General features: G+C 72.7%; 20 protein-coding genes and 1 riboswitch. Of the genes, 11 read left to right on the top strand and 9 right to left on the bottom strand.

The window, feature by feature from the left end; translation table 11 throughout:
- Positions 1-215: 215 nt before the first annotated feature.
- The 5 genes from OH807_RS08720 to OH807_RS08740 all read left to right on the top strand — a co-directional run bounded on the left by OH807_RS08720 (position 216) and on the right by OH807_RS08740 (position 4,644).
- Positions 216-1,097: an ABC transporter substrate-binding protein gene (locus OH807_RS08720; RefSeq protein WP_406195968.1), complete on the top strand. Its 882-nt coding sequence runs from the start codon at positions 216-218 to the stop codon at positions 1,095-1,097.
- A 98-nt stretch (positions 1,098-1,195) separates the two neighbouring features.
- Positions 1,196-2,074, top strand: a complete 879-nt coding sequence (locus tag OH807_RS08725; protein WP_406210816.1) for an amino acid ABC transporter permease — start codon at positions 1,196-1,198, stop codon at positions 2,072-2,074.
- Positions 2,071-2,829: an amino acid ABC transporter ATP-binding protein gene (locus OH807_RS08730; RefSeq protein ID WP_406195970.1), complete on the top strand. Its 759-nt coding sequence runs from the start codon at positions 2,071-2,073 to the stop codon at positions 2,827-2,829. The genes OH807_RS08725 and OH807_RS08730 overlap by 4 nt, the downstream gene beginning before the upstream one ends.
- A 156-nt stretch (positions 2,830-2,985) precedes the next feature.
- On the top strand, positions 2,986-3,549 hold the full coding sequence (locus tag OH807_RS08735) for a DUF5134 domain-containing protein (RefSeq protein WP_406195973.1): 564 nt from the start codon (positions 2,986-2,988) through the stop codon (positions 3,547-3,549).
- Positions 3,550-3,681: 132 nt separating this feature from the next.
- Positions 3,682-4,644 (top strand): M56 family metallopeptidase, encoded by a 963-nt coding sequence (locus OH807_RS08740; protein ID WP_406195976.1) that lies wholly within the window; start codon positions 3,682-3,684, stop codon positions 4,642-4,644.
- Positions 4,645-4,749: 105 nt separating this feature from the next.
- On the opposite strand, the gene OH807_RS08745 is transcribed toward OH807_RS08740, so the two are convergent.
- Positions 4,750-5,193, bottom strand: coding sequence for a MarR family winged helix-turn-helix transcriptional regulator (locus OH807_RS08745; protein ID WP_406195978.1), 444 nt, complete (start codon positions 5,191-5,193; stop codon positions 4,750-4,752).
- Between the two features lie 69 nt (positions 5,194-5,262).
- On the opposite strand from OH807_RS08745, the gene OH807_RS08750 reads away from it, so the two are divergent.
- Positions 5,263-6,792: an MFS transporter gene (locus tag OH807_RS08750; protein ID WP_406195981.1), complete on the top strand. Its 1,530-nt coding sequence runs from the start codon at positions 5,263-5,265 to the stop codon at positions 6,790-6,792.
- A 217-nt stretch (positions 6,793-7,009) separates the two neighbouring features.
- Positions 7,010-7,615 (top strand): TetR/AcrR family transcriptional regulator, encoded by a 606-nt coding sequence (locus tag OH807_RS08755; protein WP_406195983.1) that lies wholly within the window; start codon positions 7,010-7,012, stop codon positions 7,613-7,615.
- Positions 7,616-7,657: 42 nt separating this feature from the next.
- On the opposite strand, the gene OH807_RS08760 is transcribed toward OH807_RS08755, so the two are convergent.
- The gene (locus OH807_RS08760; protein WP_406195985.1) at positions 7,658-8,524 is read right to left on the bottom strand and encodes a helix-turn-helix domain-containing protein; all 867 of its coding nucleotides are present in this window, start codon (positions 8,522-8,524) and stop codon (positions 7,658-7,660) included.
- Positions 8,525-8,942: 418 nt separating this feature from the next.
- Between OH807_RS08760 and OH807_RS08765 the strand changes: the two genes are divergently transcribed.
- Entirely contained in the window at positions 8,943-9,473 is a 531-nt protein-coding gene (locus tag OH807_RS08765) for an ATP-binding protein (RefSeq protein ID WP_406195987.1), read from the top strand.
- A gap of 357 nt (positions 9,474-9,830) precedes the next feature.
- Here the strand turns inward: OH807_RS08765 and OH807_RS08770 are convergent, their stop codons facing one another.
- Positions 9,831-10,085, bottom strand: a complete 255-nt coding sequence (locus OH807_RS08770; protein ID WP_406195989.1) for a DUF397 domain-containing protein — start codon at positions 10,083-10,085, stop codon at positions 9,831-9,833.
- A gap of 512 nt (positions 10,086-10,597) precedes the next feature.
- Here OH807_RS08770 and OH807_RS08775 point away from each other — a divergent pair.
- Positions 10,598-11,518: a hypothetical protein gene (locus OH807_RS08775; RefSeq protein ID WP_406195992.1), complete on the top strand. Its 921-nt coding sequence runs from the start codon at positions 10,598-10,600 to the stop codon at positions 11,516-11,518.
- Positions 11,519-11,599: 81 nt separating this feature from the next.
- Here OH807_RS08775 and OH807_RS08780 read toward each other — a convergent pair whose 3' ends face one another.
- On the bottom strand, positions 11,600-13,762 hold the full coding sequence (locus OH807_RS08780; protein WP_406195994.1) for a hypothetical protein: 2,163 nt from the start codon (positions 13,760-13,762) through the stop codon (positions 11,600-11,602).
- Positions 13,763-14,124: 362 nt separating this feature from the next.
- A riboswitch (cyclic di-AMP (ydaO/yuaA leader) is annotated at positions 14,125-14,309 on the top strand.
- Here OH807_RS08780 and OH807_RS08785 point away from each other — a divergent pair.
- Entirely contained in the window at positions 14,301-15,587 is a 1,287-nt protein-coding gene (locus tag OH807_RS08785) for a transglycosylase family protein (RefSeq protein WP_406195996.1), read from the top strand. Its footprint overlaps the riboswitch before it by 9 nt.
- A gap of 162 nt (positions 15,588-15,749) precedes the next feature.
- Complete coding sequence (locus OH807_RS08790) at positions 15,750-15,950, top strand: hypothetical protein (protein ID WP_406195999.1); 201 nt, start codon at positions 15,750-15,752, stop codon at positions 15,948-15,950.
- Between the two features lie 59 nt (positions 15,951-16,009).
- Here the strand turns inward: OH807_RS08790 and OH807_RS08795 are convergent, their stop codons facing one another.
- The 5 genes from OH807_RS08795 to OH807_RS08815 form a co-directional block, all read right to left on the bottom strand.
- Positions 16,010-17,029, bottom strand: a complete 1,020-nt coding sequence (locus tag OH807_RS08795; RefSeq protein WP_406196002.1) for a LacI family DNA-binding transcriptional regulator — start codon at positions 17,027-17,029, stop codon at positions 16,010-16,012.
- 25 nt (positions 17,030-17,054) lie between these two features.
- Positions 17,055-18,755: a glycoside hydrolase family 13 protein gene (locus tag OH807_RS08800; protein ID WP_406196004.1), complete on the bottom strand. Its 1,701-nt coding sequence runs from the start codon at positions 18,753-18,755 to the stop codon at positions 17,055-17,057.
- A 66-nt stretch (positions 18,756-18,821) separates the two neighbouring features.
- Positions 18,822-19,733 (bottom strand): sugar ABC transporter permease, encoded by a 912-nt coding sequence (locus OH807_RS08805; RefSeq protein ID WP_406196007.1) that lies wholly within the window; start codon positions 19,731-19,733, stop codon positions 18,822-18,824.
- Positions 19,734-19,773: 40 nt separating this feature from the next.
- Positions 19,774-20,778 carry a carbohydrate ABC transporter permease gene (locus OH807_RS08810; RefSeq protein WP_406196010.1) on the bottom strand — a complete coding sequence of 335 codons (1,005 nt, stop codon included), beginning with the start codon at positions 20,776-20,778 and terminating at the stop codon, positions 19,774-19,776.
- A 113-nt stretch (positions 20,779-20,891) separates the two neighbouring features.
- A complete protein-coding gene (locus tag OH807_RS08815; RefSeq protein ID WP_406196013.1) occupies positions 20,892-22,169 on the bottom strand; it encodes an extracellular solute-binding protein in 1,278 nt (425 codons plus the stop codon).
- Positions 22,170-22,362: the final 193 nt, after the last annotated feature.

Here is a 22,362-nt window from a genome sequence, read left to right on the forward strand (position 1 = left end):
CTGATCCGGCTCCGAGGGTGCCGCGGACGCGGCCCCGTACGCCGACCATGCCGCCTGTGTTCCGGCGCCGCCACCGGGGGGAAGTGACCCGCCGGGGCCACCGCCCCGGGCCCCGGCCCTCGACGCACCGCACCGCCGGTCCCACCGCTGCACCAGCCGCACCGCACCGTCCTTCCTCCGCCCTGCCCGGTCCCCTCTCCCAGGAGCCCCCTGTCATGACCTCCACCCGCAAGCCGCTCGCCGCCCTGCCGTTCGCCGCCCTGCTGGTAGCCGCCGCCGCGCTGACCGCGTGCGCCCCGCAGGACAGCGCCTCCGACGCCGGCGCGACCGCGGCGGGGACGGCCGGCGGCTGCGCGCCGGGCGCGCTGGCCACCCGGACGGCGGGGACGCTGACCGTCGGCACCGACAAGCCGGCCTACGACCCGTGGTTCACCGAGGACAAGCCGGAGAACGGCAAGGGCTTCGAGTCGGCGGTGGCGTACGCGGTGGCCGAGAAGCTCGGGTACCCCAAGGAGAAGGTGTCCTGGGTGGTCGCGCCGTTCGGCAAGGCCACCACGCCCGGCGCCAAGGACTTCGACTTCGACATCAACCAGGTCTCGATCAGTGCCGAGCGCAAGCAGGCGGTGGACTTCTCCTCCGGCTACTACGACGTGCGGCAGGCCGTGATCGCGCTGAAGAACTCCAAGGCGGCCTCGGCCAAGGGCATCGCCGACCTCAAGGGCGCCAAGCTGGGCGCGCAGGTCGGGACGACCAGCCTGGACGTCGTCACCAACACCATCAAGCCGTCCGTCCAGCCCGCCGTCTTCGACTCCAACGACCTGGCCAAGGCCGCGCTGCGCAACGGTCAGATCGAGGCCCTGGTGGTGGACCTGCCGACGGCGTTCTACATCACCGGCGCCGAGGTGACGGACGCCCAGGTGGTCGGGCAGTTCGAGGGCGCTGCGCAGGGCGAGCAGTTCGGGCTGGTGCTGGACAAGGGCTCCGCGCTGACCGGCTGCGTCAGCAAGGCCGTGGACGCGCTGCGGGCCGACGGCACACTGGCGAAGCTGGAGAAGCAGTGGCTCTCCGACGCCGTCTCCGCCCCCGTGCTGAAGTGAGCGCGGGCGAGGTGAGCGCGGGCGACGTGGGCGCGGGCGACGTGGGCGGCACCGGGCCGGACGGCCGCGCCCCGGCGGGCGTCCTGCGCAAGGCGGGCGTGGCCCCGCACGACGCGGGAACGCCCGGCGCCGGCTACCGCCCGTCCGACCGCCGGCTGGCCCACGAGGCCTTCCGTCGCCGCCGGGCCCGGCGGTCCGCGCTGATCGCGGGCGGCTCGACCCTGGCGACGGCGGTCGCGCTGTACCTGCTGGTGGTCAACTCCCCCGGCTGGGAGGCCACCCGGAAGACCTTCTTCAACGCGGAGTACGCGCGACTGGCTCTGCCGGAGGTGCTGAAGGGCCTGCGGATCAACCTGGAGCTGATGCTCGGCTGCGGGGCGCTGATCCTCGTCCTCGGGCTTCTCCTCGCCGTGCTGCGGACCCTGCGCGGGCCGGTCTTCCTGCCGGTGCGGCTGCTGGCCACGGCGTACGTGGACTTCTTCCTCGGCCTGCCGATGATCATCTGCCTGCTGGTGATGATCACCGGCGTGCCCGCGCTGCGGCTGACCGGCGTGACCACCGACCCGATCCTGCTCGGCGGGACCGCGCTGGTGCTGACCTACTCGGCGTACGTGTCCGAGGTGTTCCGCGCCGGGATCGACTCGGTGCACCCGAGCCAGCGGGCGGCGGCCCGTTCGCTGGGGCTGAGCAACGCCCAGGCGATGCGGTACGTGGTGCTGCCGCAGGCCGTCCGCCGGGTGGTACCGCCGCTGCTGAACAATCTGGTCAGCCTGCAGAAGGACACCGGCCTGGTCTCGATCGGCGGCGCGATCGACGCGGTCTACGCGGCCAAGATCATCACTGGCCGTTCGTTCAACTACACCCCCTACATCGTCGCGGGGCTGGTCTTCATCGTGCTGGCCGTTCCGCTCACCCGGTTCACCGACTGGCTGACCCGTCGGACGAACCGCCGTCAGCACCAGGGAGGTGCGGTGTGACGACCACCCCCGTCCTGCGGCTGGAGTCGGTCCGCAAGAGCTTCGGCGCCCAGGTGGTGCTGCGCGAGGTGGACCTCGTGGTGCCCGAGCACTCGGTGACGGCGCTGATCGGGGCCTCCGGCTCCGGCAAGTCCACGCTGATGCGCTGCACCAACCTGCTGGAGCGGATCGACGACGGCGCGGTCTTCCTCGACGGCGAGGAGATCACCGACCCACGGACCGACGAGGACGCCGTCCGGCGCCGGATCGGCGTGGTGTTCCAGTCGTACAACCTGTTCCCGCACATGACGGTGCTGGAGAACGTCACCCTGGCGCCGCGCCGGGTGCACGGCGTCCCCCGGGCCGAGGCCGAGGCGACGGCCCTGGCGTTGCTGGAGCGGCTCGGACTGGCGGCGAAGGCGCGGGAGTACCCGGACCGCCTCTCCGGCGGCCAGCAGCAGCGGGTCGCCATCGTCCGCGCGCTGGCCACCGGGCCACGGCTGCTGCTGCTCGACGAGATCACCGCGGCGCTCGACCCGGTGCTGGTGGGCGAGGTGCTCGCGGTGGTGCGGGACCTCAAGGAGCAGGGCATGACGATGCTGATCTCCACCCACGAGATGGGCTTCGCCCGGGAGGTGGCCGACCAGATCTGCTTCCTGGACGCCGGGACCGTGCTCGAACAGGGCCCGCCGGAGCAGGTGTTCGGCGATCCGCGGCACGAGCGGACCAGGAGCTTCCTGAGCCGGGTGGTCGCCTCGGGGCGCCTCACTCCCTAGGGAGCCCACGCGCTCGCGCAGGGCCCGGACGGGCGCCCGCCGGAGGGGCTCACTACGGCGGGCACCACCATGCGCCCCTGCGCGCGCCCTGCTGCACACGGCCCCGAGCAGTGATCGTGGACGGTACGCCCGTCCGCGCCGCCCGGGAGGCCGCCGTTGCACGGTCCAGTCCTGGTCAGCTGGCTGCTGGCCGTCCTCACCGCAGCCGCCGGCGGCTACTGCCTCACCCGGCTGAGCCGCTCCCCCTGCGCGACCGGCACCGCGGCACACCGGCCGCACAGCCACGAATCGGACGCCGCCGAGGCCCTGATGGGGTTCGGGATGGCGGCGATGGCCGTCTCCGGGAGCGCGGTGCCGGCCGCCGTCTGGGCCTGGGTCTTCGGCGCCCCGGCGGTGGTGTTCGTGCTGGCGGCGGCGAGCGCGCCGGCCCGGCGGGCGCACCGGCTGCACCACGCGATCGGCGGGCTGGCGATGGCGTACATGGCGCTGGCCATGGGCTCCGCCGCAGGGCAGGGCCACGGCCACCACCACGCGGCGGGGGCGGGGGCGCCGTTGCTGACGGGCGCGCTGCTGCTCTACTTCGGCGGCTATTCGCTCTGGGCCGGCAGCCGGCTGCTCAGCACCTCCGCCGGGGGGCTGCGGACGGCCACCGCCGGGCTGCCGCGGGCCTGCCGGCTGTCGATGGGCATCGGCATGTTCGCCATGCTCCTGACGATGTGAGCCGGGCCCGGCCGGCACCGCGCGTGGCGTTGGTCACTGGCCGGCCGAAAGTCGTTCCACCGGGCGCCACCACCGCTTAGGTTGGCGGAGAGCGCGCTGTCGCGTTCCGTGCGTACTCGGGGAGCCCATGCCATGACGGCCCTGCTCGGCCTGCTGCTGCTCGGACTGCTGCTCTCGACCGTGGCGCCCAGACTGCTGGCCCGGGCCCGCTGGGCCGAGCGCGAACCCGTGCTGGCCCTGCTGGTCTGGCAGTGCCTGGTGGTGGCCGTGCTGCTGTGCTGCGCACTGGGCCTGGTGCTGGCCGCCTCGGCCGCCCTCCCGGAGCTGCGGGCCGTGGTGTTCTCGGGCGCTCCGCACGGCGTGGAGGCCGCGTACGAGCTGCAGAACGCCGAGGGCTGGGGGCGGCTCTGTGCCGCGGTGCTGGCGGCGGGCGCGCTGCGGACGGTGCTGGCGCTGACCCGCGAAGTCCGCTCGGCGAAGGCGCTGCGCGACCGGCGGCACGCGCAACTGACCCGTCGGGCACCGGAGTTGCCGGAGTCCATCGACGCGCTGCGGAACCGCCGGGAGCGGCTGGTGGTGCTGGAGAACGTCCGCCCCGAGGCGTGGTCGCTGCCGGGGCACCACTCCCGTCTGGTGGTCACCACCGGCGCCCTCCAGCAGCTGACCGACCGGGAGTTGGCGGCTGTGCTCAGCCACGAGCGCGGCCACGTGCGGGCCCGGCATCACTGGCTGTCGCAGTGCTCCCAGGCACTCGCCTCCGGCTTCCCCGGCGTCGGCGTGTTCAGCGCCTTCCGGGACCAGGTGGGCGAGCTGGTGGAGCTGGCCGCGGACGACCGGGCGGCGCGTCGGCACGGGCGGCACACCACCGCCCTCGCACTCGCCGAACTCAACCTGGGCAGTGGGGTGTTCGGCTCCTGCCCGCCCGGGCTGGCGCAGTCGCCGAAGCGGGTGGACCGGCTGCTCGCCGGGCGGCCCCGGCTGCCGGTGACCCACCGGCTGCGGCTCACCGTGGTCGCGCTGGCCGCTCCGGCCGCCGCCGTCCTGCTGGCCGCCGCACCGGGGCTGTCGACACTGCTGCAGCACGCCCGGCCCTGAGCCGCGCCCGACCCCGAACCGCACCCGGCCCTGAACCACGCCCGGCCCTGAGCACACGAACGCCCGCGGGCGTGTCCGCCCGCGGACGTTGCGGGAGCCCGGCCGTCAGCCGGCCGAGCAGACCGGCAGCGGCGCCCCGCCCAGCGTGCGGGCGAGCACCTCGCGGTGCAGCGGCCGGGCCTCGACATAGCGCCGGCGGCCGGCCTCGGTGAGCACCACCTGGATGCCGCGCCGGTCGTTCGGGCACATCGCGCGCGTCACCAGCCCGGCCTTCTCCAGGCGGCCGATCAGCCGGGAGAGCGCGCTCTGACTCAGGTGCACAACGTCGGCCAGCTCCTGGACCCGCAGTTGCCGCGGTCTCTCGCTGCACCCCTCGACGAGGCGTTCCAGCACCTCGAACTCACTCATGCCCAGGTCGTACTTCTCGCCCAGCTCGCGGTCGAGCGCGCAGGCCGCGGCGGCATGGCGAGCCAGCAGGTCGCGCCATTCGGCGACCAGCACTGCCTCCGTCGGAGAGTCGAGTTCAGCCACGCCGCCACGGTACCACATGCGCATGAAACTTATGCGTTCACATCTTATTCATTTGCATTGAATGCACGTGCATGTAGTGTCCTCCCCATGACCACCGCGACCACTCCGACCGCCTCGCCGGCACCGGCCGACGATCCGTCAATCACCGGGCCGAGCTGGACCCCCCGCCTCTGGGGCACCCTGATCGTGCTCTGCGCGGCGATGTTCCTGGACGCCCTGGACGTCTCGATGGTGGGCGTCGCCCTGCCGTCCATCGGCTCCGAGCTCCACCTCTCCACCTCCACCCTGCAGTGGGTGGTCTCCGGCTACGTCCTCGGCTACGGCGGACTGCTGCTGCTCGGCGGCCGCGCCGCCGACCTGCTCGGCCGCCGCCGGGTCTTCCTGGTCGCCCTCGCCGTCTTCGCCGGCGCCTCGCTGCTCGGCGGACTGGTCGACGACGGCGCCCTGCTGATCGCCGCCCGTTTCCTCAAGGGCGTCGCCGCGGCCTTCACCGCACCGGCCGGCCTGTCGATCATCACCACCACGTTCCCGGAGGGCACCGCCCGCAACCGGGCCCTGTCGATCTACACCACCTGCGGCGCCAGCGGCTTCTCGCTCGGCCTGGTGCTCAGCGGCCTGCTCACCTCGGTCGGCTGGCGCTGGACCTTCCTGATGCCCGTCCCGGTCGCCCTGATCGCCCTGGTCTTCGCCGTCCGGCTGCTCCCCCGGCCCACCGAGGCGCCGGCCAAGGGCGGGTACGACGTGCTCGGCGCGATCACCGGCACGGCCGCCGTCCTGCTGCTGGTCTTCACCGTCACCGAGGCGCAGGGCGCCGGCTGGCTGAGCCTGCGCACGCTCGGCTCGCTGGCCGTGGTGGCCACCCTGGCCGCCGCCTTCCTGGTGGTCGAGAACCGCACCGCGCACCCGCTGGTCCGGCTCGGCATCTTCCGCAACGGCGGGGTCGCCCGGGCCAACCTGATCGCGTTCACGATCTTCGGTTCGTACGCCGGCTTCCAGTTCATCGTCACGCTCTACCTGCAGCGGCTGCTCGGCTGGTCGGCGCTGGAGATGGCGCTCGGCCTGCTGCCCGCCGGCGCGCTGGTCGCGCTGTCGGCCACCAGGATGGGGGCGATCGTCGACCGCTTCGGCACCGGGCGGCTGCTGCCGATCGGCGTGCTGGCCCTGGTGCTCGGCTACACCGTCTTCCTCCGGCTCGACGAGCACAGCTCCTACCCGGCGCTGGTGCTCCCCAGCATGATCCTGCTCGGGATCGGCTTCGCCCTCGCCTTCCCGTCCGTCAACATCGCCGCCACCGACGGGGTCGCCGACGAGGAGCAGGGGCTCGCCTCCGGCCTGGTCAACACGGCCTTCCAGGTCGGCAGCGCGATCGTGCTGGCCGTGGTCACGGCGGTGATCACCGCCGGGAGCGGCGGCGGCGAGAGCGCCGGGGCCCAGCTCGACGGCTACCGGCCGGCGCTGGTCCTGGTCACCGCGGTGGCCCTGATCGGCTTCGTGGTCGCCGCGACGGGCGCCGTGCTCGACCGGCGGCAGAAGGCGGTTCCCGCGCCGGTGGCGGACCATGACGATCCGTCGGCGGATCCGGCCGGCCTGCGGGGCAAGGTCCTGGCCGAGCGCTGACCACCCCCGGGGCGGTTGCTCGCCCCTCCGGCAGGCGCCGGCTCCACCAAACCCCCGTGTTGGTGGAGCCGGCGCCTCCGTACGTGCCGGCCCGTGCGCACCCGCCGAGGGCGGACACCACGGTCCGGTCGCTCGCCCCGCCAGTATATTGGCCGGGAGCCAACGGACGTACGGAGCAGACACGATGGCACCTCGCGGGGATTCGGTCAATGAGGAGATGCGGGAACGCTCCCGCCGGCGCATCATGCGAGCCACCGTCGAGCTGGTCGACCGCCACGGCTACGCCGGCACCACGCTGACCGACATCGCCGAACGCGCCGGGCTCGCCCGCGGGCTGCTCTCGTACTACTTCGACGGCAAGCGGCTGCTGATGCAGTCGGCCACCCACCGGATGATGCACCTGACGCTGTCGGCGGCGCTGGACGAACTCGCGCCGGGCGCCTCGCCGGAGGCCCGGCTGGCCGGGGCGATCGACGTGGTGCTGGGGCTGGCGATGGAGCACCCCCGGGTGATGCGCTCGCACCTGGCGCTGATCCTCGACCCCGACACCGGCGCGTTCGTCCAGGACCCCGAGCAGCGCCGGCTCGGCGCGATCCTCCAGGGGCTGCTGCGCGACTGGGGCGCACCGGACCCGGTCGCCGAGCACGCCGTCCTGCGCAGCGCGCTGATGGGCGGCTGCATAGGCCTGCTGCTGCCGGGGGCCGAACTGCCGCTGGCCCCGATCAGGGCCGACCTGTTCCGCCGCTACGACCTGGAGTGGCGGCTGGGCCGGCCGCCGCAGCCGCTCCCGCCGGAACGCGAACGGCCGCCGGCCCGCGGGTGAGCGCGGGTCCGGCGGCCGTTCCGGTCGGGACGGGGCCCGGCGTCAGCGTTCCTTCAGGATCGACGCCAGCAGGTCGATGGTGCGCTCGGGCGTGAGGCTGTCCACGCAGAGCCGCTCCATGACCTGGATGTACGCGTCGACGTCGTCCCGCTTGTCGAGGTAGAGCGCGCTGGTCAGCTGCTCCAGGTAGACGACGTCGGCGAGGTCCTGCTCGGGGAAGCGGAGGATGGTGAACGCCCCGGACTCGCCCGCGTGGGCGCCGAACCGGAACGGCATCACCTGGATCACCACGTTGGCCTGCTCGGCGACGTCGATCAGGTACTGCACCTGACCGCGCATCACCTTGGGACCGCCGACCGGGCGGCGCAGTGCGGCCTCGTCGATGACGGCCCAGAGCCGGGGGCTGTTGCCCTCGGCCAGCAGCTTCTGGCGGCGCAGCCGGAGGCTGACCCGGCGCTCCACCTCCTCCTCGCTGATCACCGGCCGACTCTGGCCGAAAACCGCCCGTGCGTACTCCTCGGACTGCAGCAGGCCGGGGATGAACTGCACTTCGTAGGTGCGGATCAGTGCGGCGGCCTCCTCCAGGCCGACGTAGGTCTGGAACCAGCCCGGCAGCACGTCGTTGAAGCTGTGCCACCAGCCCGACTTGTTGGCCTCGCGGACCAGGCCCAGCAGGGCCTCGCGCTCGATGCCGTCGTCGACCCCGTAGAGACTGAGGAGGTCGGCGACGTCGCGCTCCTTGAAGCTGACACGGCCGAGTTCCATGCGGCTGATCTTGGACTCGGAGGCGCGGATCGCGTAGCCCGCGTCCTCCCGGGTGATACCGCGCGCCTCGCGGAGCCGACGCAGCTGGGAACCCAGGAGGATCCGGCGGACCATCGAGCCGCCGCCCGGCTGAACTGTGGTCATGCGGTCGAAACCTCCACCTAGGGCAAACAGCGCACAGTCTGCCATCAGTTGAGCGCTCACGGTGCCGATACTGACGGATGTTCCTATCAGTTCCGTATCCCGCACACCAGGATGCACGTGCATTCGGCGCTTGCATATGCCATTTGACCAACTGCACGTGAATCGACTCTTGCATCTGCTGTGAGCGCAGAGGACCATGGTGCACGTGCACCTGCACATCCCTGGCAATCCCGCGGGCTCCGCGTCGACCCCACGCGCGACTCCGTGCACCGGCCCGGCAGCGCCCCTCGCGCCACCGGGCATTCGTGTGCGCGCGCGCCTGGTCGAGGGGGCGGCCGTGCGGCCGAGCGAGTCGGAGGTGACCGGCATGACCCCGGCGGGTCCAGCCGTGTCCGCCCCCTTATGGGAGGAGCTCTTCATGAGCACCGGTACGGCCTTGGCAGTCGATCCCCATGTGGTCACCTGTACGCTCGCCCCGCGCTACGAAGCCGTCAGAACCGCGCGCGACTTCGCCAGAACCGCTCTTCAGCGCTGGGGCCTGAGCGAGCTGTTCGACGATGTCGCGCTGGTGGCCTCGGAGCTGGTGACCAACGCCCTGCGGCACGCGATCGGTGCGGCCCCGGCGACGGCGGGCGGCGCACTCGGTGACTTCGACTTCCCCGTCCAAGCGACGGCCGACAACCGGCTGCCGATCCGAATAAGCCTGGTGCACCGCGCACCACAGGTGGTGTGTGCGGTGAGCGACCCCAGCAGCACCGGGCCGGTGGCACGGGAGGCCGACTTCGTGGCCGAGTCCGGGCGCGGGCTCCACCTGGTGGATTCGTTCAGCCGCTCCTGGGGCTGGCACCCACTGGGCAGCGGCAAGGTGGTCTGGGCACTGTTCGAGTCGGAGGGCGCCGCGGCGGTCGCGGTGCCGGAGCTCGGCGGCCGGCACCGGCGCTCGGCCTAGCGGCAGGGCGACCAGGCGGCAGGACCGCCGTCCGGAGCGCACCACGACACCCGGACGACCTCGGCAACAGCGGTACCAGCGGCTGCACAGCGGCGGCGATCGGCGACCCACGGGCAGCGGGCACCGGTCGACTCCCCGACCGCGCACCGGCCGACGGGCCACCGCGCCGACGGGCCGGCCCCGCGGACGGACCACAGGATCCACGGACGGACCGGACGTGCGGCAGGGCGTGCGGGCCCCGGAAGCCGTGGGAACGGTGCGGGCCCCGGAAGCCGTGGGAGCCGTGGGAGCAGACATTAAAGGCCGTCGTGGTGTCAGCACCCACGACGGCCCCCCGATGGTGAAGGCGACGGCCGGTCAGACCGCCAGGTGGTCGAACTCCCCGTCCTTGGCGCCCAGCAACAGCGCCGCTATCTCGGCCCGGGTGTAGATCAGCGCCGGACCGTCCGGGAAGCGCGAGTTGCGCATGGCGACGCCGCCCCCCGGAAGGGCGGCGAACTCGACGCAGTTGCCCTGAGAGTTGCTGTGCAGGCTCTTCTGCCAGACCACGTCCCCCAGGTCCGCAGCCGCCATCCCGTTGAACGGGCCGCCCGTGTCGTTCTTGTCGTGCATAGAAATCTCCCGAAGAGCTCCGGAGTGGTCGTCCAGCTCGGCGCCCCGGCCACGGCCGAACGGCTGGGCCGGCCCCGTACCGACCCGGCACAACGCCTCACTTGACGTGATGATAGCTCCAGTGCACGTGCATCAGCACGGGACGTTGCAGGTGCACGGGCCGTTCGCTGCCAAACTGCAACTCTTCACCACTCGGACACCTGACGGTACGTAACCGGACATAGCCGACTGAATCGGCAAGCCGCCGATAACCGCCCGTAGGCGGCCCCCCGCTGAATGTTGATCTTCGAATGCCGGGAGTCGCGCTTTCGTGACCCTCCGTCAGACATTCCCCTTCCTGTGAGACATCTCACGCACGGGGACCGCAACGCGGTTCCCTGTTCGCCGCGTCATAGGAGTTGTCCTGCTTGCGCGGGGATTAGGCAGAATTTGTCCGGTTTTCAGGCAGCCCGCCCGCCCCGGTTCGGCAGCCGACTGCAGGCCGGGCCGCCCGATGTCCTACGATCTCCGCCATGAGCACCGCAGCCATCCCGGGCGCGCCACTGCCCGTCCGCACCCCAGGCTCCCGTGCGCGGGGGCGCCACCGCCGCCCCGAGCGCCCCGAGATCCCGGCCGGATCCCCGGCCCTGGTGCTCGCGGTGCCCGCGACCGCCGGACCGGAGTCCCGCTCCGTCGTCGAGGAACTCCTCTCGATCGTCCGCAGCGAGCAGAACGGCGTGCAGACCGCCGCCGGCTACCTCCCGGGCGAGGCGGGCGAGGGCTGGTCCGCCGGTGAGGAGCGCACCGTCGCCGAACTCCTGGCGCACGCCGCCGAAGCCGGCCTGCCCACGCCGGTCGTCGTCCCGCTCGTCCCCGGCCCGCACGGCTTCCTGGGCGGACTGCACACCCTCGCCGCCGAGTACGGCGCCCACGTCACCGACGTGCTGGGCCCGCACCCGCTGCTGGCCGAGGCCGTCCACGTCCGGCTCTCCGAGGCCGGGCTGGCCCGCGCCGACCGCGCCCGCCTGTTCGCCATCGCCACCGCCGCGGACGGCGTGGTCCTGACCACCGTCGGCGGCCAGGACGCGGCCGACGCCGCCGGGATCACCGGCATGCTGCTGGCCGCCCGGCTGGCCGTGCCGGTCGTCGCCGCCGCGCTCGACGTACCCGGCTCGGTCGCCACGGCCGTCGCCCACCTCAAGGACATGGGCGCCCGGAACCCGGCGCTGGCCCCGCTGGTGATCGGCCCGGAGGCGGACTCCGAGCTGCTCGCCACGGCCGCCGAGGAGGCCGGCTGCCCGTCGGCCGCCCCGCTGGGCGCGTACCCGACGGTGGGGCAGCTGATCGCCTCCACCTACCTCGCGGTGCTGCCCGCCTTCGACCCCGAGGCGCTCGGCGACGACGACGCCGAGGCCGCCGGCGAGCCCGGCGGCGGCCGGCACGCCGCCCAGTAGCGAACGCCCGCAGACCGTACCGAGGGGCCCGGAACGCATCCGTTCCGGGCCCCTCGCGGCCGTCGACCGCCGCCGCGGCCCTCAGGCCCTGCCGTCGAGCCGGGCGGTGGGCGCGGCGGCGTCCTTGAGCCGCAGTGCGGGCAGCTGGACGGGGCGGGACTGCGCGGCGAACGAGGCCAGCGGCACGCTGCTCGCGTTCCACTGCGGCTGCGCGGTGCCGCCGGCCTCGGCCCGGCGCACCTGGAGCACCTCGGACTGCCCGGCCCGGCGCAGCAGGATGTTCTTCGGCGGCGCGGACTCCGGGTCGATCCAGAGCTCGTTACCGCCGAACTCGCAGTCCAGCACCAGCACGTCGTCCGGCCGGCCGTCGGGGGTGGCGCGGAAGGCGAACCCGGCCCGCCGGTGGCCGGTGAACCGGCTGCGGCCGAAGGTGACGCTCTCCCCCTCCAGTTCGTGCCGGGCGGTGGAGACGGCGAAGTCGCTCTTCCCCGCGCAGTCGATCAGCAGGCCGTCGAAGACGGTGCCCTTCTCCCGGCCGAGCGCGTGCAGCGCCACTCCCCCGCCGGCGTTGCCGTACAGCACGCTCGCGGTGTAGTCGAAGTCGTTGAGGTAGGCGCCGTGCTCGATGCCCCAGCCACCGTTGTGGTAGGCCGCGAACTCGGTGACCACGTGGTGCCGGCGGGCGTTCAGCCAGACGAAGATGCCGTCCTGCAGGTTGTTGTGGGCCAGGCAGCGCTGGAAGGTCCAGACGCCCTCACTGTTCTCCGGCCACTCGAAGCCGGACGCCCCGTTGGCGCCCTGGACGCCGACGGCCACGCAGTCCAGTGCCTTGCCGCCGGTGCCGGCGCCGAGGTTGAAGCCGGTCAGCCGGTAGGCGCGCGGATTGGGCTCCAGCACGGTGCGGGAGGCGACGCAGGACTCGTACACGATGTCGTCGGACGGCTGCTGCGGGGTGCGGGTGTCCAGGGGGCCGTCCCACCAGTAGGCGTCCTCCCAGGTGTCGTGGCTGATGCAGCTGCGGAAGGTGATGCCGTGGCTGGCGTGCGGGACGTACGCGTGGTTGCCGGCGTCGCGGACCACCACCCCCTCGACCACGGTGCCGCGGGTGGTGTCGCCCAGCAGGTGGAAGTGGAGCCCGTAGCGGCCGAGCACCGGGGCGGTGACCGGGGTGCTGCCGTCCGGCCCCTTCCAGCTCTCCCCGGTCGCGGCGCGCGGCCCGACCCAGCGCAGCGCCGCGTGCCGGACGTCGGCGCGGCGGGTGCTGGTGAGGTGGACGTGGGTGCGGCCCCCGGCGCTGCCCTCGATCCGGACGCTGCGGGTCAGGTTGAGCACCTCGGCGCCGACGGTGACGCCCCCTCCGGCCGCGACCCGGGGGTGGGCGTACCTCAGCGGGGCCTCCAGGGTGACGGTGGATCCGCTGACGGAGCGGACGACGGCCAGGTCGTAGCGGGTGGCGAAGCCGTCCTCGTCGGGCGGGCCGGTCGGGGTGACGGCCAGTTCGTCGCCGGGCTGCCAACCGGCGGGTGCGGCGGCCAGGCTGACGGCGGTGTCGCCGGGCAGCAGAGCGCCGGCTGCCCGCACCCAGGCCGTACGGGCGGCGCCGTCCAGCCGCAGGTACCCGGTGCCGGTGACCCAGAGGCCGACGTCGGTGTCGACCACCTTCATGCCGTCGCCGTGGAACCGCTTCTCGTCGACGGACGGGAAGCGCAGGGTGTGCACGGCGGCGCCGTCGGGGGCGAGGGCGAGCGTCCCGCGGATCTCGACGTTGCCCGCCGAGGCGAGCGTGACGGTGCGGTCGGCGGCGAAGACGAGGGCGCCGGTCGGCTCGACGAGCAGCGAGGCGACGGTGGCATCGGTGTCGAGCAGCACCTGGTCGGCGATCCGGACGGCGCTCTGCGGGCCGGGCACCCGGCCGCCCCAGCCGGCCGGGTCGGACCACCGGCGGCCGCCCCGGCCGACGGTGGGGGCGGCGCCGGGCTGGCCGGTCGCGGGGGCGGCACCCTCCGCGGTGCCCTCCGCAGCGCTCTCCGCGGTGACCGGCGCGGTGACCGGCGCGGTGGCGGACGGCCCGGTGGCGGGCGCTCCGCCGTGGAGCATCCCCGTCCCGTCCGCACCGGCCCCGCCGGCCGGCAGGGGGCCGCCCACGGCCGCGACGGGCTCGGCCGGGCCGCCCAGCGAGCGGCGCAGCGCCTCCTCGCCGCCGACCGCCGCGAAGACCGTCCCGACGGCGAGCCAGCGCAGCATCGTCCTGCGGCGTAAGGGAGTTATGGGCTCTTCGGGCGGGATGTCCGCTCTGCGGGGTTTTGCCCGGCGATGCGCTCCGCGCGGCCGGTGCGGCGGCCGGCCGGCGTCCGGCTCCTCGTCCATGGCCATCGTTGCGTAGCCCTCCCCCCGGGCGGCTGCATCGGTCCCGACTCTCTGAAGCATAGGCAGTTGCTGTGAAGCCGACGGGCGTTGCGCGAAAACGGTCATTTCTGATCATGGTGGACAGCCTTTCAGCAGGGCATCCGCAAACCGTGACGGTCGTCACACATGTTTGCGGTTTGAACTTGAGTCTGCTTAACGTGCTCCCCGTTCGTGGCCACACGGACCCAGCTCATCCGCAACGCCGAGTCCTGCCGTCGGTTGCGCTGGCAGCGCAGAAACGCACCACGGCAGGAGCGGGGGAACCACAGGTAAGTCGCCCGGACCGGTCCACGACCGGTTCAGGGCTAGGGGTGAAGCCGCGTCCACAGCGCGGCCGGGCAACTCCAGCCCGAATCCGACAGCTCACCTCGCAGGCGTGGGAGAGGACCGCACCTTCATGCTGCCCACCAACGGCACCCGCCTGTCCGGCCGCACCCGCCGCGTGATCGCCGCCCTCGGCGTCGCCGGCGTCGGTCTCACCATTCCCTGCCTGACCACCGGCACCGCCTCCGCGGCCTCCGTCGCCACCTGGGACAAGGTCGCCCAGTGCGAGAGCACCGGCAACTGGAGCATCAACACCGGCAACGGCTTCTACGGCGGCCTTCAGTTCACCAACAGCACCTGGGCCGAGTTCGGCGGCACCGCGTTCGCGGCCCGCGCCGACCTCGCCACCAAGGACCAGCAGATAGCGATCGCCGAGAAGGTGCTCGCCGTCCAGGGCCCCGGCGCCTGGCCCGTCTGCTCCGTCCAGGCGGGCCTGACCAAGGGCGGCACCCCGGCCGCCGTGGACACCACCACGGCCGCCAAGCCCGCCGCGCAGACCCCGGCCCCGGCCGCCAAGCCGCAGACCCAGGCGCCCGCCGCCAAGCCGGCCGCCCCGAAGGCCGACCCGGCCCCGTCCACCGACTCCGCCAAGCCGCAGGGCGGCCAGAACCGGTCGCAGAACTGGCAGGACAAGGCCGGCTCCGACGACTACACCGTGGTCGCCGGCGACTGGCTCTCCGCCATCGCCGACAAGAACAACGTCCAGGGCGGCTGGGAGCGGCTGTACGAGCTCAACCGCTCCACCCTGGCCGACGGCCCGCACGTCATCTACCCGGGCCAGCACCTGAGCCTCGGTGACCACGGCAAGACCCGTGCCTCGGACGAGTCCGGCAAGAACTTCGACTGGTTCAACCGCTCCTCCGGCACCTCGGGCCAGGCCGCCGCCGGTACCGCCACGGCCGCCAAGCCGGCCGCGCAGACCCAGGCCCCGGCCGCCAAGCCGGCCGCCGAGACCCAGGCGCCCGCCCAGGCCGCCACCGGCAGCATGGCCGCCGCGGTCTCCTTCGCCCAGTCGAAGGTCGGCCAGGCGTACGTCTACGGCGGCACCAGCGACGGCGGCTGGGACTGCTCCGGCCTGACCCAGGCCGCGCTGCGCGCCGCGGGCATCTCCGTCCCGCGCGTCGCCGCCGACCAGGCCGCCGCCAGCACCCACGTGTCGCTGGACTCCCTCAAGGCGGGCGACCTGCTGTTCTGGTCCAACAACGGCCAGGACTCCGGCGTCTACCACGTCGCGCTCTACATCGGCGACGGCAAGTACGTCGAGGCCGCCAACCCGAGCTCGGGCGTGCGGATCCAGACCGTCGCCAACTGGGCGCCGGACTTCGCCGGCCGGGTCTGACCCGGTACCGCACCGGGCGCGCACCGGTAGCCCGAAGCCCCCGGGGAGAGTCCGCTCGCTCCCCGGGGGCTTCGGCCTGCCCGCCCGCCGCGCCGGGCCCGGCCGTGGTCAAACCGGCGCCGGCGGGGCATCCTGCTGCTTCGCACCCGAGAAGGAGTCCCCATGGCCCAGGTCACCGTCACGCTCGACGCCAATCTCGCCATCGACGTGATGATGCTCTCCGGTACCAAGAACCCGCAGGACGCCGTCGAGCTGGTCCTGCGCGACTACCTGGCCCGCGGCCGGCGCACCGGGGCCCGGACCGGCGACGCCGGCGACGGGCAGCGGGCGGCACAGGAGCGCCCGGCCGTCCAGGAGGGCTGAGCGGGCACGCGAAAGGGGCCCGGGGAGCGGAACACTCCCCGGGCCCCGGTCGTACCCGGTCAGCGGGCGCAGGCGCCCGTGGAACCGCGCATCACCAGCTCCGGCTGGAACATGAACTCGCCGCGCTGGGCGGCGTTCCCGCCGACCTCCTCCAGCAGCGCATCGACGGCCGCGGTGGCCATCGCCTCCACCGGCTGACGGATCGTGGTCAGCGGCGGCTCGGTGAACGCTATCAACGGCGAGTCGTCGAAGCCGACCACCGAGACGTCCTGCGGGACGCTCAGGCCGCGCTGACGGACCGCACGTATCGCGCCGAGTGCCATCATGTCGCTGCCGCAGACGATCGCCGTGCAGCCCTTGTCGAGCAGCGCCCCGGCCGCCGCGTGCCCGCCCTCCACGCTGAACAGCGTGTGGTGGACGAGCTCCTGGGCCTCCTCCTCGCTCCGGCCCAGCACCTCGTGCATGGCCGCGGTGAAGCCCTCGATCTTCCGCAGCACCGGCACGTACCGGCGCTGCCCGACGGCCAGGCCGATCCGCTCGTGGCCGAGTTCGGCCAGGTGCTGGACGGCCATCCACATCGCGGACCGGTCGTCCGGCGAGATGAACGGCGCGTCGATCTTCCCGCTGAAGCCGTTGATCAGCACGAACGGCACCTGCCGGCCGGTCAGCCGGGCGTACCGGTCGTGGTCGGCGGTGGTGTCGGCGTGCAGCCCGGAGACGAACACGATGCCCGCCACCCCCCGGTCCACCAGCATCTCCACCAGTTCGTCCTCGGTGGAGCCGCCGGGCGTCTGCGTGCAGAGCACCGGCGTGAAGCCGTGCCGGCTCAGCACCTGCTCGATCACCTGGGCCAGCGCGGGGAAGATCGGGTTGCTCAGCTCCGGGGTGATCAGCCCGATCAGACCCGCGCTGCGCTGGCGCAGCCGGGTCGGACGCTCGTAGCCGAGCACGTCCAGCGCCGCCAGCACGGTCTGCCGGGTGGCGGCGGAAACGTTCGCCTTGCCGTTGAGTACGCGGGAGACGGTGGCTTCGCTGACCCCCGCCTGAGCCGCGATGTCTGAGAGTCGCGCCGTAGTCACGGTCCCAGAGCCTATTGCAACCACGTCAGACCGCCCACCAGTCGGTGCTGTCCGGAGCGAGCACGGTCTCGCCGCCGTCCACCACGGCGTCCGCCGAGGAGAGCAGCAGGCGGCCGGGCGCGGGTATCCGGACCGGCTCGGCCGTGGTGTTCACGGTGCAGACGAAGGAGCCGCGGCGGAACAGCAGGGTGCCCTCGGGGCCGTCCAGCCACTCGACGGCCTCGCCGGCGCCGAGGTCCGGCTGTGCCCGGCGGACGGCCAGCGCGCTGCGGTACAGCTCCAGGGTGGAGGTCGGGTCGCCGGTCTGCGCCTCGACGCTCAGCCGGGCCCACTCGGCGGGCTGCGGCAGCCAGCTCGGGCCGCCGGCGGCCGGGCCGAAGCCGTACGGGGCCTCGCTGCCGGACCACGGGATCGGCACCCGGCAGCCGTCGCGGTAGCCGTCCTGGCCGGCCTTGCGGAAGAACGACGGGTCCTGGCGGACCTCGTCGGGCAGGTCGGTGACGTCCGGCAGGCCGAGCTCCTCGCCCTGGTAGAGGTAGGCGGAGCCGGGCAGCGCGAGCATCAGCAGGGTGGCGGCGCGGGCGCGGCGCAGGCCGAGCGCGCGGTCGCCGGCGGTGCGGATCTGGGTGCCGAGGCCGGGCGGGTTGGCGAACCGGGTGGCGTGCCGGGTGACGTCGTGGTTGGAGAGCACCCAGGTGGTGGGGGCCTCCACCGGGCGCATCGAGTCGAGCGAGAGGTCGATCACCCCGCGCAGCTCGGCGGCGTCCCAGGAGGTGCCCAGGTACTGGAAGTTGAAGGCCTGGTGCAGCTCGTCGGGGCGGACGTAGTTGGCGGTGCGCTGCACGGTCGGGGTCCACGCCTCGGCGACGCCGATCCGCCGGCCCGGGTACTCGTCCAGGATCCGCCGCCAGCTGCGGTAGATCTCGTGGACGCCGTCCTGGTCGAAGAACGGCATGACGTCGTTGCCGAGCAGCTTGAGCTGGTCGCCGCCGCCGAGGTCGGGCAGGCCGGGGGCCTTGACCAGGCCGTGGGCGACGTCGATCCGGAAGCCGTCGACGCCCATGTCCAGCCAGAACCGCAGGATCGAGCGGAACTCGTCGGCGACGGCCGGGCTGTCCCAGTTGAAGTCGGGCTGCTCGGGGGCGAACAGGTGCAGGTACCAGTCGCCGGGGGTGCCGTCCGGGTCCTCGGTGCGGGTCCAGGCCGGGCCGCCGAAGATGGACTCCCAGTCGTTGGGCGGCAGTTCGCCGTTCTCGCCCTTGCCGGGACGGAAGTGGTAGCGCTCGCGCAGCGGGGACGCAGGACCCTCGCGCAGGGCACGCTGGAACCACTCGTGCTGGTCCGAGGAGTGGTTGGGGACGAGGTCCACGATGATCCGCAGGCCGAGGCCGTGGGCGTCCCGGATCAGGCCGTCGGCGTCCAGCAGGGTGCCGAACATCGGGTCCACCGCGCGGTAGTCGGCGACGTCGTACCCGGCGTCGGCCTGCGGCGAGGCGTAGAAGGGCGAGAGCCAGACCGCGTCCACGCCGAGGTCGCGCAGGTAGGGCAGCCGGCTGCGGATGCCGGGCAGGTCGCCCATGCCGTCGCCGTTGGAGTCGGCGAAGCTGCGCGGGTACACCTGGTAGATGACCGCGTCCCGCCACCAGTCTCTGGACGCGCCGGCGCCGGCCTCGTGAGCGGTGGCGTCGGCGGCGGGCCGGGAGGTGTCGGCCAGGTTCTGGGTCATGGACGGTATCCCTTGGGGACTAGGCGGTGAGCGGAACAGCGGTCGGGCCGGCGGTCGGGCCGGCGGTCAGGACTTCGAGGCGCCGGCGGTCAGGCCGGTCACCAGGTGACGCTGCACCAGGTAGAAGAGGACCGAGGACGGGATCGCGATCAGCACGGCGGTCGCGGCCATCAGGTTCCACTGGGCGTCGTGCTCGCTGACGAAGGTCTGCAGACCGACGGCGAGGGTGTACTTGTCGGAGCTGAGCATGAAGGTGGAGGCGAAGGCCACCTCGGCCCAGGCGGTGAGGAACGAGTAGAACGCGGCCACCGCCAGGCCCGGACGGGCGAGCGGCAGCACCAGCCGCCAGAAGGTGCCGAGCGGGGTGAGCCCGTCGACCCGGCCGGCCTCGTCGATCTCCACCGGGATGGTGTCGAAGTAGCCCTTGAGCAGCCAGGCGCAGTACGGGACGGTGGTGGTCGAGTAGACCAGGATCAGGCCGAGGTAGCTGTCCAGCAGGTCGAGCTCGGAGAGGATCGTGTACATCGGCACGATCAGCACCGCGATCGGGAACATCTGGGTGACCAGCAGCGACCACATCAGCGGCCGGTGGCCGGGGAAGCGCATCCGGGAGACGGCGTAGCCGGTGGAGGCGGCGATCATCACGCCGAACACCGTGGTGATCCCGGAGACCAGGAAGGCGTTGCCGAACCAGCTGAAGAAGTCGGTGTCGAACAGCACCTTGTGGTAGTTCGACAGCGTCATCTTGTCGAAGATGGCGCCGGGGTGGAGGTAGTCCGTCTTGTCCGGGCCGAGCGAGACGTAGAGGATCCAGACCACGGGGAAGAGCGCGATCAGGCTGGCCAGGATCAGCGCGGCGTGGGACAGCGCCCTGGCCGCCGGGGAGGCCTGGCCGCGGCGGCGGGCGCGGGCCGGCTTCGCGGCCGGTGCCGCGGGGCGCGCGGCGAGCGCGGTGGGTCGGTCGGTGGTGGTGCTCATCGGGGTCTCCTGCCTTCGTGGTCGCTGGGGTTGCGGGGCGTCAGCCGTTGGCCTGCTCGTTGCGGGCGAGCCAGCGCCGGTAGAAGGCGGTGAAGACGATCAGGATGGACAGCAGGATCACGCCGTAGGCGGCGGACTGCGCGTAGTCCCGGGGCTGCTGGCCGAAGCCGAGACGGTAGGCCCAGGTGACCAGCAGCTGCGCGTCGGGCGCGCCGTTGGCGCCGAACAGCAGGAAGATGACGGCGAACTGGTTGAACGTCCAGATCACGCCGAGCAGCACCACGGTGGAGGAGACGGTGCGCAGCCCGGGCAGGGTCACGTGCCGGAACCGCTGCCAGGCGGTGGCGCCGTCCATCTCGGCGGCCTCGTACAGCTCGGCCGGGATCGACTGCAGGCCGCCGAGCAGCGAGATCATCATGAACGGCACGCCGACCCAGGTGTTGACCAGGACGGCGGCGGCCTTCTGCGCCAGCGGGTCGTCCAGCCAGCCGGGTTCGGGCAGGTGCAGGGCGGACAGGATGCCGTTGACGGCGCCGCCGTCGGCGAGCATCAGGCGCCAGGAGAAGACGGTGACGAAGGTCGGCACGGCCCAGGGCAGGATGAGCAGCATCCGGTAGACGGCGCGGCCGCGCAGCTTCTGGTTGAGCAGCAGGGCCAGGCCCAGGCCGATGGTGTAGTGCAGGAAGACGCAGAGCGCCGTCCAGGTGATGGTCCAGACGAAGTGCGACCAGAAGCGGTCGTAGGACCCCGGGCCCCAGAGGATGTCGGCGTAGTTGTCGAACCCGACGAAGTGGTAGCTGGCCGGGATCTCGTTGACGCCGATCTTGCGGGCGGCGTTGAGGCTGTTGGCGTCGGTGAGGGTGAGCCAGAGGCCCTCGGCGAGCGGGTAGAGCACCAGCACGCCGAGCACCAGCACGACCGGCGCGATCATCGCGTAGGCGTACCAGTGCTTGGCGTACGAGCGCTTGAGGCGCTCCATCAGGCCCGGACGCGGATCGCGCTCCCGGCTGCCCTGGCCGGTGGCGCCCTGCACGGCGACTGACATTGTTCGACACCTTCTCGGGGGGAGGTCCGCCGCCTCGCTACGGCGACTGCTGCTACGGGTCTGGCCGCCCGGCCCGCCGGGAGAGGTGACGGCGGGCCGGGCGGCTCGGGGGACTACTTGGCGAAGCCCGGGAGGAGCTTGGCGTAGTCGGTGGCGACGGTGCCCAGGCCGTCCTGGGTGCTCGTGCCCTGGACGACCTTGCCGAGGTTGGTGCCGAGCGAGGCGAACAGCGAGCTGTACTCGGGCAGTTCGGGGCGCGGGCGGGCGCTGCTCAGGACCGCCTGGAAGCCGGCGATGCCGGGGTCGGCCTTGACCTCGGGGGTGAAGGCGTCGGCGCGGGTCGGCAGGGTGGAGTTCTTCTGCGCGATGAACGCCTGGCTCTCGGCGGAGGTCATGAACGCGGCGAACTTCTCGGCGGCGGCCTTGTGGGCCTTGTCCGCACCGGCGTAGACGGAGATGTTGTGGCCGCCGGTGGGGGCGCCGGCCTTGCCGGCCGAGCCGGCCGGGACGGGGGCGATGCCGAGGTTGGTCTTGTCGGCGAACGCGGTGCCCTTGTAGATGTTGGTGATCTCCCACGGGCCCTGGATGATCGCCGCGACCTTGCCGCTGTTGAAGGCGTCCATCATGTGCGCGTAGGCGTCGGTGGTGACGTCGGCCTTGGCGGTGCCGGGCGAGGTGAACATCGTCTTGTAGGTCTCGATGCCCTTGACGGCCTCGGGCGAGCTGACGGTGATCTTCTTGCCGGCGGCGTCGACGGTGTCGGTGCCCTCGCCGAACAGGAACGGCATCGCGTAGTAGCCGTCCGCGGCCTTCAGCCAGAAGCCGTCGACGCCGGCCTTCTCCTTGACGGCGGCCGCGGCGGTCTTCAGCTCGTCCCAGGTGGTCGGGGCGGTGGTGATGCCGGCCTTGGCGAAGAGCTCCTTGTTGTAGAGCAGGCCCAGGGTGTCGGTGACCAGCGGGACGCCGTAGGTCTTGCCCTCGTACTTGGCCTGCTGGACCAGGCTGGGCTGGAAGGAGCCGGACTCGGTGGTGGCCGGGGTGCCGTCCAGCGGCTCCAGGAAGCCGGCCTTGGCGAAGGCGGCCGTCCAGCCGACCTCGGAGCGGAACACGTCCGGAGCGCCCTTGGCCCCCATGGCGGTCTGGAGCTTGTTCTGCGCCTGGTCGAACGGCACGTTGACGAAGTCGACGGTGATGTTCGGGTTGGCGGCCTGGAACTTCTTGACGAGCGCCTCGTAGTTCGGCGCCTCGTTGGTGGCGTTCGAGGTGTCCCAGTAGGTGAGGGTGACCGGCCCGTCGGCCTTGCCGTCCGAGCTGGAGCCGCTGCTGCCACAGGCAGCCATCGAGACCGCGAGGGCCACAACGAGGGCAGAGGCCGCGATGCCACGCCGCATGAGAACTCCTTGGGAGGGTGGGGGTGCCCGAGATGTTGGGAGACAGGCGCATAATGGCTGCCTCGTGCCGACCGCACCGTTGCTGCCGTCGGGCTCGGAAGGAAGTTAACAGCGGCGCAATCGCCACGGAAAGTCCTTGCAGCAAGTTTCTGCAAGAAATGGGGATCGTTACGCCCGCGTGTCCTGGGCGTGG

Origin of the sequence: Kitasatospora sp. NBC_01560 (genome assembly GCF_045208415.1) — a bacterium.
GTDB lineage: Bacteria > Actinomycetota > Actinomycetes > Streptomycetales > Streptomycetaceae > Kitasatospora.